This is a genomic window from Kribbella voronezhensis (genome assembly GCF_004365175.1).
GTDB lineage: Bacteria > Actinomycetota > Actinomycetes > Propionibacteriales > Kribbellaceae > Kribbella > Kribbella voronezhensis.
The window spans coordinates 3,508,810-3,523,399 of sequence record NZ_SOCE01000001.1 but is presented as its reverse complement, the minus strand read 5'-3'; the positions used below and the strand labels follow the sequence as shown (position 1 = coordinate 3,523,399).

Annotated in this window: 15 protein-coding genes; 9 read left to right on the top strand and 6 right to left on the bottom strand. The window is 69.1% G+C overall.

All coding sequences use genetic code 11. The features are described from left to right. The first annotated feature begins 3 nt into the window (after nt 1-3). From EV138_RS16215 to EV138_RS16205, 3 genes are read left to right on the top strand one after another with little or no spacing between them, the layout of a single operon-like run. Nucleotides 4-909: a carbohydrate ABC transporter permease gene (locus tag EV138_RS16215; RefSeq protein ID WP_202866735.1), complete on the top strand. Its 906-nt coding sequence runs from the start codon at nt 4-6 to the stop codon at nt 907-909. After that, a complete protein-coding gene (locus EV138_RS16210) occupies nt 906-2,168 on the top strand; it encodes a hypothetical protein (protein ID WP_133979759.1) in 1,263 nt (420 codons plus the stop codon). The genes EV138_RS16215 and EV138_RS16210 overlap by 4 nt, the downstream gene beginning before the upstream one ends. Beyond that, nucleotides 2,165-3,040, top strand: coding sequence for an RNA polymerase sigma-70 factor (locus EV138_RS16205; protein WP_133979758.1), 876 nt, complete (start codon nt 2,165-2,167; stop codon nt 3,038-3,040). Before EV138_RS16210 ends, EV138_RS16205 begins: the two co-directional genes overlap by 4 nt. Here the strand turns inward: EV138_RS16205 and EV138_RS16200 are convergent. Beyond that, a complete protein-coding gene (locus EV138_RS16200) occupies nt 3,037-5,100 on the bottom strand; it encodes a YhgE/Pip domain-containing protein (protein ID WP_133979757.1) in 2,064 nt (687 codons plus the stop codon). The two genes, EV138_RS16205 and EV138_RS16200, sit on opposite strands and share 4 nt — an antisense overlap. Further along, complete coding sequence (locus EV138_RS38040; RefSeq protein ID WP_238158453.1) at nt 5,097-6,194, bottom strand: hypothetical protein; 1,098 nt, start codon at nt 6,192-6,194, stop codon at nt 5,097-5,099. The genes EV138_RS16200 and EV138_RS38040 overlap by 4 nt, the downstream gene beginning before the upstream one ends. 58 nt (nt 6,195-6,252) lie before the next feature. Between EV138_RS38040 and EV138_RS16190 the strand changes: the two genes are divergently transcribed. Further along, entirely contained in the window at nt 6,253-6,879 is a 627-nt protein-coding gene (locus tag EV138_RS16190) for a TetR/AcrR family transcriptional regulator (protein WP_133979756.1), read from the top strand. On the opposite strand, the gene EV138_RS16185 is transcribed toward EV138_RS16190, so the two are convergent. The 3 genes from EV138_RS16185 to EV138_RS38035 form a co-directional block, all read right to left on the bottom strand. Beyond that, nucleotides 6,866-8,392 (bottom strand): molybdopterin-dependent oxidoreductase, encoded by a 1,527-nt coding sequence (locus EV138_RS16185; RefSeq protein WP_166678612.1) that lies wholly within the window; start codon nt 8,390-8,392, stop codon nt 6,866-6,868. The two genes, EV138_RS16190 and EV138_RS16185, sit on opposite strands and share 14 nt — an antisense overlap. A gap of 112 nt (nt 8,393-8,504) precedes the next feature. Then, nucleotides 8,505-9,053: a MarR family winged helix-turn-helix transcriptional regulator gene (locus EV138_RS16180; protein WP_238158167.1), complete on the bottom strand. Its 549-nt coding sequence runs from the start codon at nt 9,051-9,053 to the stop codon at nt 8,505-8,507. 211 nt (nt 9,054-9,264) lie between these two features. Further along, nucleotides 9,265-9,576: a hypothetical protein gene (locus EV138_RS38035; RefSeq protein ID WP_238158166.1), complete on the bottom strand. Its 312-nt coding sequence runs from the start codon at nt 9,574-9,576 to the stop codon at nt 9,265-9,267. Here EV138_RS38035 and EV138_RS38030 point away from each other — a divergent pair. The 4 genes from EV138_RS38030 (at nt 9,500) to EV138_RS16160 (ending at nt 12,888) form a co-directional block, all read left to right on the top strand. After that, the gene (locus tag EV138_RS38030; RefSeq protein WP_500778647.1) at nt 9,500-10,243 is read left to right on the top strand and encodes a DUF8175 domain-containg protein; all 744 of its coding nucleotides are present in this window, start codon (nt 9,500-9,502) and stop codon (nt 10,241-10,243) included. The two genes, EV138_RS38035 and EV138_RS38030, sit on opposite strands and share 77 nt — an antisense overlap. Beyond that, a complete protein-coding gene (locus EV138_RS16170) occupies nt 10,243-11,523 on the top strand; it encodes a TrbL/VirB6 family protein (RefSeq protein ID WP_133979753.1) in 1,281 nt (426 codons plus the stop codon). The genes EV138_RS38030 and EV138_RS16170 overlap by 1 nt, the downstream gene beginning before the upstream one ends. A 63-nt stretch (nt 11,524-11,586) precedes the next feature. Beyond that, nucleotides 11,587-12,012, top strand: coding sequence for an ester cyclase (locus EV138_RS16165; protein ID WP_202866734.1), 426 nt, complete (start codon nt 11,587-11,589; stop codon nt 12,010-12,012). 84 nt (nt 12,013-12,096) lie between these two features. Then, a complete protein-coding gene (locus tag EV138_RS16160; RefSeq protein ID WP_133979751.1) occupies nt 12,097-12,888 on the top strand; it encodes a metallophosphoesterase family protein in 792 nt (263 codons plus the stop codon). A gap of 36 nt (nt 12,889-12,924) precedes the next feature. Here EV138_RS16160 and EV138_RS16155 read toward each other — a convergent pair whose 3' ends face one another. Continuing rightward, nucleotides 12,925-13,569, bottom strand: a complete 645-nt coding sequence (locus tag EV138_RS16155; protein ID WP_133979750.1) for a GNAT family N-acetyltransferase — start codon at nt 13,567-13,569, stop codon at nt 12,925-12,927. A gap of 78 nt (nt 13,570-13,647) precedes the next feature. Between EV138_RS16155 and EV138_RS16150 the strand changes: the two genes are divergently transcribed. Further along, entirely contained in the window at nt 13,648-14,574 is a 927-nt protein-coding gene (locus tag EV138_RS16150) for a hydroxymethylglutaryl-CoA lyase (RefSeq protein WP_133979749.1), read from the top strand. Nucleotides 14,575-14,590: the final 16 nt, after the last annotated feature.

The following is a 14,590-nucleotide window of genomic DNA, read 5'->3' as shown; positions in this document are numbered from 1 at the left end:
CGAGTGGCCACACTGATCGATCGGGCCCGGCTGCGACCGGCCACACCCGAACCGGCGCCCGAGCCGCGCGTACGCCGTACCGTCGGCTCGGTACTGCTCGGCGGCACCAGTCAGGGGTTCGTGCTGATCTGGGGCGTGATGGTGGTGTTCCCGCTGCTCTGGGCGCTGGTCAGCTCCTTCAAGTCCGATCCGGAGATCTTCAAGAGCCCGTGGGGACTGCCCGCGGTCTGGCACTGGGACAACTTCGAGCGCGCCTGGAACGAGTCGCACATCGGCACGTACTTCCTCAACAGCGTCGTGGTGGTCTGCTGCGGAGTCGTGCTGACGCTGATCCTGTCCTCCGCCGTCGCCTACGTGCTGGCCCGATTCGAGTTCCCCGGCAACCGCATCCTGTACTACGTGTTCGTCGGCGGCATGGTGTTTCCCGGGTTCCTCGCGCTGGTGCCGCTGTTCTTCGTCGTCCAGAACCTGGGGCTGCTGAACACCTACCTCGGGCTGATCCTGGTCTACGCCACGCACGGCATGTCGTTCTCGGTGTTCTTCCTGACCGCCTTCTTCCGGACCCAGTCGAAAGAGCTTGCGGAGGCGGCACTCGTCGACGGGTGCTCTCATTGGGGTGTGCTGTTCAGGATCATGCTGCCGCTGGCCCGGCCGGGGCTGGTGAGCATCGGGATCTTCCAGTTCCTGGGGATGTGGAACGAGTACCTGCTGCCGCTGGTACTGAACACCGACGAGCAGAGGTATCTCGTGACCCAGGGACTGGCGAACATCGCGGTGACGCAGGGCTACCACAGCGACTTCTCGGGCCTGTTCGCCGGCCTGACGATCTCGATCCTGCCGGTGCTCGCCGTCTACCTGGTCTTCCACAAGCAGATCAGTACCGGCATGACGGCCGGAGCGTTGAAGTGAGCGCACTGCTGCTCGCGGCCGCCTCGCTGGACGTGACCCCGCCGCCGGGCCATCGCCTCGACGGGTACGCCGCCCGCACCCAGCCGGCGATCGGGACGGCCGACCCGCTGCGCGCGACGCTCATCTGGCTCAGCAGCGTGGACTCGCCCGGTGTGCTCTGGCTGAGCCTCGATGCGGTCGCCGCCGGTACGGAACTGGTCGCCGAGTTGTCCGCGGCTGCCGCTTCGGCAGCAGGCATCCCGCCTTCGTGCGTGGTCGTCTGTGCCTCGCACACGCACTCGGGGCCGTCCGGCTGGACCGGCCAGATCCATCCGGTCATCCCGGCGGCGCGTGAGCCCGAGCTGTACGAGTCGTTGATCGCGGCGGTCGCGGCCGCTCCGCTGACCCGCTCGCCGGTCCGCGCCTTCTGGCGGTCGACTTCGGTGAGCGGTGTCGGCACGAACCGGCACAGACGCGACGGTCCGCACGACAACACAGCCGGCGTACTGTCCTTGCACTCGCTCGACGGCTCGCTCGCCGCGGTCCTGCTGGACTTCGCGTGCCACCCGACCACCTACGGACCGGACAACCTGCTGTGGTCCGCCGACTGGCCGGGCGCTGCCCGGCGGGCGCTGGCCGGCGCCGGCGACGTGGTGGTGGGCTATCTGCAAGGAGCGGCGGGTGATGTCAGCCCCCGTTTCACACGGCAGGGTCGCGGAGCGGCCGAGGTCGAGCGGCTCGGGGGGCTGCTTGCTGCGCAGGTTGGTGAAGCCCTCGCCACCCCCGGCCTCGAGTTGCCTTCCGTGGCCCCGGTCATCCGGCGTACGACGGCCCGGCTCAAGGTTCGCGATCTGCCGACGGCCGCCGAAACCGCTGCGATCGTGGCGGCCGCCGAAGTCGGCCTCGGTGCCGGGCTGGACAATCCGGCCGCCCGGATCGCCCAGACCCGGCTGGACGGCGCGCGCGGCCAGGCGTTGATGGCCGCGGCCGCGTTGCCCGCGAAGCTCGACCTGCAGCTCAGCGTGGTCACCCTCGGAGATGTCGCCTGGGTCAACCTTCCGGTGGAGCTCTTCGCCCGGCACGGTCTCCGCCTGCAGGCAGCCAGTGAGTATCCGGTCACCAGGGTCATCGGGTACGCCGACGGGTACTTCGGCTACGTGGTGGACGCCGACGCCGTGGCGGCCGGTGCTTACGAGGCGCTGATCACCTACTTCGACCAGCCGACCACCGAGGAGTTGCTGACGGCCGCGAGTGCGCTGCTTCGTACGATGGAGCGGTGACCAGCGATCTGGACGAGGCGGCGGCGGTCTTCGCCGGCGTACGGCCGCGCTTGTTCGGGATCGCGTACCGGATGCTCGGCAGCGCCGTCGAGGCCGAAGACATCGTGCAGGAAGCCTGGATCCGCTGGCAGGCCTACGACCGGTCCAAGGTGGTCGACCCCGCGGCCTTCCTCGCCACCACGACCACGCGACTCGCGATCAACGCGGCCCAGTCCGCACGCGTCCGGCGCGAGGCGTACGTCGGCCCGTGGCTGCCCGAGCCGGTCGACACCGCCAACGACCCGGCCCTCGGCGCCGAGCGCGACGACGCGCTCGAGCTGGCCCTGCTCCACCTGCTGGAGAAGCTCTCCCCGACCCAGCGAGCCGCGTACGTCCTGCGCGAGGCCTTCGCCTACCCGTACGACGAGATCGCGGAAATACTCCAGTTGTCCGAGGCGAACGTGCGGCAACTGGTCAGCCGCAGCAGCAAGCGGCTGGCGACCGAGCGACGTGACCCGGTCGGCAAGGGCCAGCACCGACGGCTGTTGGAGGCGTTCCTCGCGGCCGCCCGCAAGGGCGACCTGGCCGTCCTGGAGGAGCTGCTCGCCGAGGATGTGATCAGCTACTCCGACGGTGGCGGCGTGGTCCGGGCCAGCAAGTTCCCGGTCCTCGGCCGGACTCGGGTGGCGGCGTACCTCAAGGCCTTCGCCCCGCGCTTCTGGCCGGACACCACCGTCAGCTGGATCGAGGCGAACGGCCGCCCGGCCGCGCTGGTGTACCGGGACGGCACGCCCCTCGTCTTCCTCTCCATCACCGCTACCGAAGCCGGCATCGACCGTCTGCTCTGGGTGATGAGCCCGGCCAAGCTCGCCAAGATCTCCGCTGCCGGTTAGAGCGCGAGCTCCGGCTGGAGCTTCTTGGCGGGCCAGATGCGTTGTTTGCGGGCGGCCAGGGCGGAGGCCGTGATCCCGGCCAGCAGCCAGGCGGCGAGGACCAGGAGATCCCGGCCGAGGCTGTCGCCCGGTCCGCCGTACATCAGATGCCGGACGCCGTCGATCGCGTAGCTCATCGGCAGCACGTGGTGGAAGAAGTACAGCGGGTGCGGGATGGTCTGCCAGGGGAACGTGCCGCCGGCGCTGACCAACTGGATCACCATCAGGACCAGGCCGAGGAACTTGCCCACGGCGCCGAACCAGGCCGACAGCGCGTGCAGGATCGCGACGAACGTGAGCGACGTCAGCATCAGGAAGCCGATAGTCAGCCAGGGATGCGCGGTGTCGATGCCGAGGCCGAAGATGACCGCGGTGAACACGAGCGCGGCCTGGATCGCGCCGAAGATGGCCGGCGGCAACCAACCACCGAGCGCAACCCTCAGCGGGGACTGCAGCGCGGCCAGAGCCCGCGGCGACAACGGCCGGACCAGCAGGAACAGCACGTACGCGCCGATCCAGCAGGACAGGCTGAGGAAGAACGGTGCCAGTCCTGCGCCGTAGCTGTCGGCGGTTGCCTGCGAGGTGTTGTGCAGGCCGACCGGCGCGCCCAGCGTCTCGGCGACGGCCTTCCGCGCCTCCGGCGACGGGTCCGGGATCTGCTTCGCGCCGTTCGTGAGCGCGGTGTTGAGTTCGGTCGCGCCGGTTTTCAGCTTGCCGATGCCGGTGCCGAGCGTGGTGATGCCGCTGAGTAGTTGCGTCTGCCCGGTGACGGCCTGCCGCTCGCCGGTCGCGAGCTGGGAGGCGCCGGTCTGGAGTGTGCCCAGCCCGGTCTTCAATTGGGTGGCACCGGTGCTGAGTTTGCTGGCGCCTGTGGCCGCACTGGCGATGCCTGACGTCAAGGCGGGAGTTGCGTTGGCGAGCGTCGACGCTCCGTTCGACACCTGCCGGGCGCCGGTCGCGAGCTGGGTGAGCTGCTTCGAGGTGGACTGGATCTTCGTGTTCGCCGTGACGACAGGGCCGCGCAGCTTGGCGGTTTCCTGCAGGACCTGGTTGATCTGAACCTGGGTGAAACCGCGTGCCTTGAGTCGTTGCGCGAGGGCCGCGTCCAGGCTGGAGAGGTCCGTCACCAGCGTGCTGGAGGCGGTCGCCACCTGCTGGCCGACGGCCGCGATCTTCTCGTTGCCATCAGCAACCTTGTCCGCGCCGGTGGCCAGATCCTTGGTCTGCTTGGGAAGACTGGCCGTCTTGGTGCTCAACGTGTTGAGTCCGGCGCTCAGCTGACCGGCGCCGGTGGCGAGATCGGTGGCGCCCTTCGAGGCCTGGCCGATGCCGGTGGAGAGCTTGGTCGCGCCGGCGGACAGTTGCTGTTGCGCAGTACTGAGCTGGGTTGCGCCGGTCTTGAGTTGGGTCACGCCGGTGTTGGCCGAGGTGAGTCCGCTCTGCAGTTGACCGGCGCCGGTCGCCGCCTTGGTGATCTGGCCGTGGATGGTGCTGAACCCGGCCAGCAGTTTGCTCGCCGCGGTCTCGCTCACCTGCGAGGCGACCGTCTTCGTGACCTGGGCGACCACCTGGTTCGCGATCGTGTGCGCGAGGTAGTTGTTGGCGTCGTTCGTGTACAGCTCCAGCGTCGCCTGGCGCGGCTGGAACTCCGCACTCGACGCGAGATCGGCCGAGAACGACTTCGGCAGCACCAGGGCGAACTCGTACTTGCCGTCGGAGACGCCTTGGGTCGCTTCGGCGCGGTCGACCTGGTGCCAGTCGAAGCTCTTGGACTTCACCAGTTCGTCAGCGACCTGCGGGCCGACCGACAGCTTCTCGCCGGTGGACAGCGTCGTGCCCTCGTCCTCCAGCACGACCGCGGTCGGAACCTTGTCGAGCCGGCCGTACGGATCGTGGTTCGCGTAGAGATACAGGCCGCCGTACAGCATCGGCACGCACAACATCGCCACCACCGCGAGCTTCGGCAACCGCCCAGCGGTCAACCGCCGCAACTCACTCATCGCCATCCGGATGGCAGTCATGCCCCAGCCTTCTTCTCGTCACTCTCGCCCTGTACCACGGACTCCGCCTCTGCACCGTCTTCGTCCGCCACTACTCCCACCGGCTTCGCCACTGGCTCCGGCTTCGTCTTGCCCACCGGCTCGACCGTCGTCCCGGCCACCGGCTCAGATTGCGCCTTGACCACCGGTTTCGTGCCTCCCACCGCAGCCTCCGCCGCGGTCCCCGGCTCTGCCCCCGGCTCCGCCTTCGTGCCTCCCACGGCCGCCCCCTCCGCCGCGGTCCCCGGCTCTGCCCCCGGGTCCGCCTTCGTCCCTGCCCCCGGCTGCGACTTCGCCTTGACCCCCGGCTCTGTCGTCGTCTCCACCACCGGCTCCGCCTTGACCACTGGTTCTGGGTTCTTGGCCATCGGGTTCGGCTTCGTCTCGGCGGTCGGGTCGACCTTTGTTTTCTCGGTCGGTTCGACGGGCTCGACCGCGGCGACCTGGACCGGCTCGGGTGGCGTCAGCGAACCAAGTTGCGCGGCCGGTACTGCGAGCAATCGGGCCGAGGCGTCCGCGCAGGTGATGATCACGCCGTAGCCGCGCGACGCCAGCGCCCGACCCATGCCGTACCACTCGTGCGGATCTCCGCCGTGCCGATCCGGCATCGTCAGGATCACCACCTTCACCTCCGGCCGCGCCACCGTCAGCTCCGCGAGCAACTTGGTGCGCACCGCGACCGGGAGATGCTCGAACCGCTTGTCGGCGTACTCATGCCAGCCGTGTTCCTCCAACCAAGCAAGCACCGCCTTGCCGCCGGCCTTGCGCCCCGCGATCGCGAGCTCCTCACCGACCACGGACCGCACCGGCAGCGCGTCATCGGGCTCGGTGATCCCGGGCGCGTCGACGACGGCGACCCGCCTGCGCAGTACGCCGCCGTCGGTCTGCCCGTCGAGCTTCACGTCACCACCGTTGGGCCGCAGCCGACCGGACAGAGCGAGCGACGCGGCGACATGGCCGGGCCCGGGGTAACCGGCGAGCAGCACCAGTTGGTGATCTCCGACGCTGACGGACGTCGCGTTCAGCATCGGTGCGTGCGGACCCTGCACGCTGATCGCGTGAGCCTTGAGCTCCATCGTCGGCTACCCCGTTCAATACGATTGTGTATTCAATACAGAACTGTATCCTATGGCTATGGAAACGCCCAAGCGCCGCCGCTCCGCCACCCGGGCCCGCCTGCTCGAAGGTGCCCTCGACGTGTTCGCCGAGCGCGGCTTCAACGGTGCCTCGGTGGAGGACATCTGTGAGCGCGCCGGCTTCACCCGGGGCGCGTTCTACTCCAACTTCGCGTCCAAGGACGAGCTCGTGCTCGCTCTGTTCCAGGCAACCACCGATCGCCTGCTGGAGCAGATCGCCGCGCTGCTCCCCGGGCTCGCTGACCAGCCCGGCACGCTGCTGGACGCAGTACTGGGTCTACTGGACGACGCCGCACCTGATCGGCGGCAGTGGCATCTCATCTCGACCGAGTTCACGCTGCACGCGCTCCGCCACGCCGAGGCGGCGGAAGCGCTCAACCAGCAGCGGAAGATGTTCCGCGAGCGGCTGACCGCCCTGGTCGAGGAGATCAGCGCGGCCGGTGAGCTGCGGATGAGCGTGCCACCTGAGCAGTTCGTGCGACTCGTCATCGCCCTGCACGAGGGTGCCCGCTCGCAGAGCCTGCTGGAGCCAACGGAGGTCCCGGCAGGGTCCCTGGAGCACCTCTTCCTGCCGATGGTGCTCGAAGCGATCAGCAGACCGACGGAGGGTGTCAGCCGACCTTGATGTCGACGCTGTGCAGCCCGGTCGATCCGTCGGGAGCGGGCGGCGCCTGACTCTCGATCTGGGGATTGCCCTTGGCGTCGAAGGCGCGGACCTGCAGGACGTGGTGACCGCGCGGCGCGTCCCAGGTCCAGTGCCACTGCCGCCAGGTGTCGATGGAGGCGTCCGTGGCCAGTGTCGCCGCCTGCCAGGCGCCGCCGTCGACGCGGACCTCCACCTTCGAGACGCCGACGTGCTGGTCCCAGGCGACTCCGGCGACCGTGACCTGACCCGGCGCCGCCTTCGACCGCGGGACGTCGATCCGCGAGGACAGCTTGATCGGCCCACGCTCGGACCACCCACGCGGCGTCCAGTACGCCTGGAACTGGTCGAACCTGGTGACCTCGATCTCCGCGAGCCACTTGGTCGCCGAGACGTACCCGTACAGGCCCGGTACGACGATGCGCACCGGGAACCCGTGTTCCAGCGGCAGCGGCTTCCCGTTCATCGCGAAGGCGAGCATCGACTCGCGGTCGTCGAGCAACGTGCTCAACGGCGTACCGGCGGTGAACCCGTCCTTGGACGTCGACTTGATCGCATCGGCATCGGCCGACACCCCGGCCTCGGTGAGCAGATCCTTCAGCAGTACGCCGGACCAGAGCGCGTTGCCGATCAGGTCGCCGCCGACCTCGTTGCTCACGCAGGTCAGCGTGACCCACTTGTGCACCACAGTGCGCTTCAGCAGGGCCGCGAAGTCCAGCTCGATCTCGCGGTCGACCATCCCGTGGATCCGCAGCTTCCAGTCGGCCGGCGTGATCAGCGGCACCGACAACGCGGTGTCGATCCGGTAGAAGTCGTCGTTCGGAGTCGCCCACGGCGGAGCGCCCGGAACCTGTACTCCGGCCGGCGGGTCGAGGCTGGGCGGGACCGGCAGCTGCAGCGCTTCCCGGGCATCGGTGACAGCCGCGCGATGCCCGCCAATAACGTTGCCTAAGGCACCTACTGCGACGGACCCGAGTGCTACGCCGGCGGACAACTGGAGGAACCCGCGGCGGCTCACGCCGTCTTCCGGGTGGTGCAGCAGTCCGGCCAGCCGCTGGGAGTACAACCGCAGTACGAGCAGCGCGACGACACCGGCGACGAAGGACGGGACGAAGCCGGTCTGTCCGGCGTCCGGCCGGGTCTGGGCCGCCAGGACGGCCAGCCCCGCGAGGATCACGACGACGGCGGCGCCCGCCGAGTACCGCAGTACGGCCAGAACTCCGCCGAGAGCGGCGAAGGCGAGCAGGACGATGAGGATGCCGGTCCGCAGCGCGAGCTTGTCGTGCGTGCCGAACAGGGAGATGGCCAGGTCCTTCAGCCACGGTGGCGTCCGGTCGATGAACGCGGAGCCGATCGCCACCACCGGCGTCTGGCCGGTCCCGAGGATCGCAGCGGCCACCGAGCCGGCGGCGAGGCCGGCCACTGCGGCGAGGACGCCGCCGATCGCGGCTCGGAGGAACGCTGCGCGCCGTGGTGGAGGCGGCGATGGAGTCACCGGCCGAGGCTGGACCGGAGCTTGGGACTGGTTCACTACTCAACAATTGCTCGATGGGGCGCCCGGCGCCAGCCAGGCGCCCCATCCGTTAGAAGCGGGTAATGCGATCGGGTCAGATCCGGTCGGGGATCGGAGGCAGGGTGGGCCGGCCGTTCGGCCAGCGACGGGCATTGTCACGGACCCGGCGGAGCTTGCCGAGGACGAGCTCGCGCTCGTCGGCCAGCTGCGACATCCACAGGCTGTCGATCTCCAGGAGGTGGTCCGGCAGCGCTTCGCGCAGCCGCCGCTTGCCCTCCTCCGTGAGAACCGCGAACGACCCGCGGGCGTCGTCGGGACAGGGCTCCCGACGCACCAGGCCGAGGTTCTCGGCACGGTCGACCAGCCGGGTGATGCCGCCGGTGGTGACGGTCAACTCCCGGGCGAGTGAGGTGAGACGCTGTCTTTCGCCGTGGCTGCGGGCGAGCCGCAGCAACAGTTCGAACATTGCCATTTGCAGACCACTGCGCTTCAGGGAATGGCGCATCAGGTGATCGAGTTCGGCTGCTGCTTCACGCAGCAGGCCGTACGCGGTGATCACGTCGCTTTCCCAGGGTTCGGCGGCGTGAGTGGGGTCTGCATCGGCGAGCGCTAGGGGCGAGCAAAGCGATGGCGCGATGGTCATGCGCGGACTCTATTAGCTGACTAGGTCACTTCGCTACACGGGGTGACCTGTCAGCTACAGGTTGAGACACGATCGATGGACAGCCGAGCGTGACAACAGCCTGTGGATAACTTCCGCGGCGGTCGGCCGATCTTTGCCAGGCTTGGTGAAGTCAGGAACCAAGCCGCCGCGGATCGGGGACCAGGATGAACACCACGGACGAGAAATCACCCTACGGCCGGGGCTTCGTCGCCGCCACCATCGTCATCACCGCCATCCTCCTCTGCGGCCTCCTCCTCCTGGTCACCGGCCCATCCAGTACGCCGACCGCAGGCAACCCGAGCACCCCACAAAGCCCCACAGTCGCGATCACCTCCCCAACCGACATCACCCCCACCATCCCCTGCCCCGCCGCCCCGGGCACCTCCGGGTCCGGGAGCTCGGTCGCCGCTTCCTCTGCCCCGCCGATGTCCGCCTCGGGCACCTCCGCGTCCCGGAACTTGGTCGCCGGTTCCTCTGCCCCGCCGATGTCCGCCTCGGGCACCTCCGCCTTGGGCGCCCCGGACTCGAACTCCTCCGCTCGGGCGGTCTCCGCCTCAGGCGGCTCCGGTGGTTGTGAGCCTTCGGTTGGTGGTCCTGCGGTGCCTGCTTCGGGTGACTCGACGGCTGGGGGGAGCCGGTGTGGGGTGGCGGCTGGAGATCAAGGGATTCCGGCGAAGGCACCGGCGGTCGACGGCTGGGAGGTGAACCATCGCGTCGTGGTGCCCCGCTCCTCGGCGTACGGGCCGTTGAAGCAGGACCCCGACGGCTTCCGGCGCTGTTTCGCCCACTCACCGACGGGAGCCCTCTATGCGGCGTACCACGCGGTCGCGGCGATGGCGGACCAGCAGCACGTCCTCACCACCGTCGGCAAACTGATGCTCCCCGGTCCGAACACCGATGCCCTCCTCGCGGACCTGCGCAAAGACCCCGCGGACGAAGACTCGAACCCGACGCAGATCGCCGGCTACCGGGTGCTCGACGCCGGGGCGGACCGCGCCACGGTGATGCTGGCGATGCCCGTCGAGACAGCATTCGTCAGCGCCACCTTCACCTTGGTCTGGTCCAGCGGCGACTGGCGGGTGGTGCCGCCCAGTCCAGGAGAGTCGGTCGGCGCGCCGTACGGGCAGCAGCGTGACCTGTCCGGCTTCGTCGCCTGGAGCGGTGTCTGATGTGCGGCCGTCTCGATGTCGCGTGCAACGTCCGCGAGAGCTTCCAGTCGGCCGCGACGAACGTCGCGAGCACCATGATCAACGATCTCGCCACCAAGATCGGCGAGACCGCCAGTGCCGGTCTGCAGGCGGTCGCCACGTTCTGGATGAAGATCGACAGCCCTGAGCTCGCGAGCCAGAAGACGGGCCGCTGGGTCGACAGCGGTCCGGTCGCCTACCTGCACGGCTATTCGACGGCGCTCGCCATCAGCGTGTTCACTTTCGCCGTCCTGATCGCGGGCATGCGAACTGCCTGGGAACAACGCGCCGAACCCCTCAGAGAGTTGCTCAAGGCAACAATGACGCTGGTGGTGGTCGCCGGGATGGGGACGGCGACGATCCAGTTGCTGTCCGCCTGGTCCGACACGTTCGCGATGGACATCGTGCAGCACGCGACACCGCGCAACCAGGCGTTCCACTCCGCGCTCGGCGGCCTGGTGCTGCAGGGCGGTACGCAAGGCGCCGGCTTCGGGAACGTGCCGCTGATCGTCGGGATGTTCTTCGGCATCGCCGTCTTCATCGCGTCGGTGATCCAGGTCGTTCTGCTGCTGATCCGGTCGGCGATGCTGGTGCTGCTGGCGGGCACCTTCCCGATCGCCGCCGCCGCGACCAACACCGAAGCAGGCAAGGCCTGGTTCAAGAAGTACTGCGCGTGGGCGCTGGCCTTCATCGCCTACAAACCGGCCGCGGCGCTGATCTACGCGGCGGCGATGAAGATGAACGAGGCCGGCATCACGAGCAAGTCCGGCAACGGCGTCGTCCAGGCGCTGACCGGCCTGATGATGATGCTCCTCGCGGTCTTCGCGCTGCCCGCCCTGCTGCGCTTCGCCGTACCCGTCACCGCCGCTGTCGCAGGCGGTGGCGCAGGTGCCGGTGCGGGCGTCGCCGATCCCGGCAACCTCGCCACCGGCGCCATCAACCTCGGCCGCTCGTCGGGCCGCGCGGGCGGTTCCTCCGGCGGGTCTGGCGGTGGTGGGGGTGGTGGTGGAGGCGGCGGTGGCCGGGCTACCGGGGCGATCGGCGTCGGCGCGGCCGCAGCGGGAGCCGCGATCTCAGGGGCCAAGAAGGCCGGTGGCGGCCTGGCCGGCGCGGCCGCCCACTCCGCCGGCGAATCCGGCGGCGGCTCGCCGACCCCCACCAACTCCTCCGGCAGCCGCCCTGGCGGCGCCCGCCGATCCAGCACCCGCTCGTCCTCTTCCAGCAGCACTCCCCAACCCACCGGCCCCACGGGAAGCCGCTGATTGAGCCACCGGTCGAGCTAATCTTGCGGCCGGCAAATTGGCTCAGACAGGGGTGGGAGCATCGTGATCGACGACAACAAGAAGGCGGTCCTGGGGTTCTTCGAGGCGGTCAGCGACCGTCGGGTCGAAGACCTGCCGCAGTTCCTGGCGCAGGACGTCGTGGACCACAACAAGATCATTCACGGCGAGGCAGACGAGCCCGGTGCGGCGTTCGAGGGACTCCGTCTGCAGTTGGCCGCGTTCGACCCCCTCACGGTCCAGGTGGAGGAGTTGATCGGCGAGGGCGACCAGGTGGTCGCCCGGGTGATCCAGCGGGGCGTTCACAGCGGGACCCACGTTCGCATGCCCGAGCCGACCGGCCGGAGCTTCGAGAACGAGGCGATCTGGATCCTCACCCTGACCGAAGGCAAGATCTCCGAGATCCGGGCGGTGAGTGACCGCCTCGGCCTCTTCTTCCAGCTCGGCTGGCCCTGGCCACAGACCGACTGACCGGCCGTCGTCCGCCTCTGCAACAAGTGGCAGAGGCGGACGGGCCGGCTGCACAGTGGAACCACGTGGACGGATGATGGGGTGATGAGGCTGGAGCGGATCGCGCTGATTTCGGATGTGCACGGGAACCTGTCGGCCTTGGAGGCGGTGCTCGCCGACATCGAGGCGCGCGGGATCACCAGGATCTTCAACCTCGGCGACTACGTCGGCAAGGGACCTCGCGGGCGAGCGGTGGTGGACCGCTGCCGGGAGCTGTGTGAGGTGAACATCCTCGGCAACTGGGACGACTTCCTGCCCGACCCCGACCGGGAGATCGACAACGACAGCCTGCGCTGGTGGAAGAACGAGCTCCGCGAGGACCAGTGGAAGTGGCTCCGCGACCTCCCGTTCAGCCACGACTTCGTCCTGAGCGGTCGCCGCATCCGCCTGTTCCACGCGTCCGCCACCTCGGTCCACCGGCGGGTCCGGTTCGACCATGACGAGCAGGAGTACCTCGGCATGTTCGAGAACACTCCCGCCACCGGCGACGGCCCGACGCCCACGGTCGTCGGGTACGGCGATACCCACGACCCGTTCTACGAGGCCGACCTCGACCGCCGGGTCCTGTTCAACACCGGCAGCGTCGGCAACAGCATGAGCGACCCGACCCCCGTCTACGTGATCCTCGAAGGCATCCCCGACTCCCTCGACGAGGCACCCTTCTCGATCCAGTTCGTCCGCGTCCCGTACGACGCCGCCGCCGAACTCGAGATCGCCCGCACCCTCGGCATGCCCGAACTCGCCGGCTACGAATCCGAGATCATCCACGGCATCTACCGAGGCGACCTCTACGCCAATACCCCACCCACCTACCACCGCCGCAGCCCGACCAGCTGACAACCGGCGACGCGCTCACCGCAGTACAGGAAATTGTCAGCTGGTGAGGAGGGCTTCGGAGCCTACGGGGGTGTAGCCGGCGGCGAGGAAGGTGCGCAGGGAGGCGGCGTTGCCGGGGCTGACCTGGGCCCAGATGTGCGCGTCGGCGGGGATCAGCGCCCGGGCCGCGCGGGCGAGCCGACGACCGTGGCCCTTACCGCGCGCTCGCTCGGGCACCTCCAGCGCACACTCGAGCCGTCCGGCCAGACCGTTCCCGATCACCACCAGTCCGCCGTACGGATCGGCATAAGCCCGTACGCCGTCCCGGTACCGCCACGCGCGCTCGATCCGCGGATGCGTCTGGTCGGTGAACTCGGTCAAGCCGTCGACAGCAATCGCTCGCTCGGCGGCGTCGGCCAGCGCCGGCGCGAGCAGCATCGCGTCGATCGCGTTCACCCGTCGGCCGGTCAGTTGCTCGAGCGCGAACAGGAACGGCGGGTTGAGCGGCGCCGAGAGATCGCCGGCCGGAACGCGGTCGGCGACCCACTCCGCAGTCACGTCCGCGGCCACGACGATGTGCGCGGTGAAGGCGACCACGCAGGCCTCCCGCTCGGACGGCGCCGGTACCACCTCGACCTCGAGATCGGGGGTGGGGAACGTCCCACCTTCGATCCCGCGCAGAATGTCAGCCAGAGTTGTCATCACCCGCCATTCTGGAGGAGAACCCTCCCGCAGGCGGCGAGTGCCCGCCCACGAAGCGGGTCGAGACGGAGGCTGAAGGTGCGCAGACCGCAGCAGGTTCGGGCCGAGGGACTTCCCGAGCGGGTGACGATCTACGAGGTCGGTCCGCGCGACGGCCTGCAGAACGAGTCGGCGATCGTGGATGTCGCGGTGAAGGCGGAGTTCATCCGCCGGCTGGTCGAGGCCGGCCTGACCACCGTCGAGACCACCAGCTTCGTCCACCCCAAGTGGGTTCCCCAGCTCGCCGACGCCGCGGAGCTTCTCGACCAGCTCGACCTGCCCGCCGCAGTACGGGCTCCTGTCCTGGTGCCCAACGAACGCGGTCTCGACCGCGCGCTGGCCGCCGGCGTACGGGAGATCGCGATCTTCGCCAGCGCCACCGAGACGTTCGCGGCCAAGAACCTGAACTCCACGCTGGACGACCAGTTCGCGATGTTCACCCCGACGGTCGAGCGCGCGCTCGCCGCGGGATTGAGCATCCGCGGCTACGTCTCGATGTGCTACGGGGATCCGTGGGAGGGCGATGTACCGGTCGACCAGGTCGTGAAGGTCGGCGCGCGCCTCGTCGAACTCGGCTGCCACGAACTCTCCCTGGGCGACACGATCGGCGTCGCCACTCCCGGCCAGGTGATCAGCCTGATCGAGTCGTTCGGCCAGGCAGGAGTCGGCGTCGACAAGCTGGCCGTGCACTTCCACGACACCTACGGCCAGGCCCTCGCCAACACCCTGACCGCTCTGCGCGAGGGCGTCACCACAGTCGACAGCTCGGCCGGTGGCCTCGGCGGTTGCCCGTACGCCGAGAGCGCGACCGGCAATCTCGCGACCGAGGACCTCGTCTGGCAACTCGACGGCCTCGGCATCGAGACCGGCGTCGACCTCGAGAAGCTCGTCAGCACCAGCACCTGGATGGCCGAGCAACTCGGCAAACCGTCCGCCAGCCGAGTAGTCCAGGCCCTCGCCGGCTGAGCCGGCGCTGGGTCCA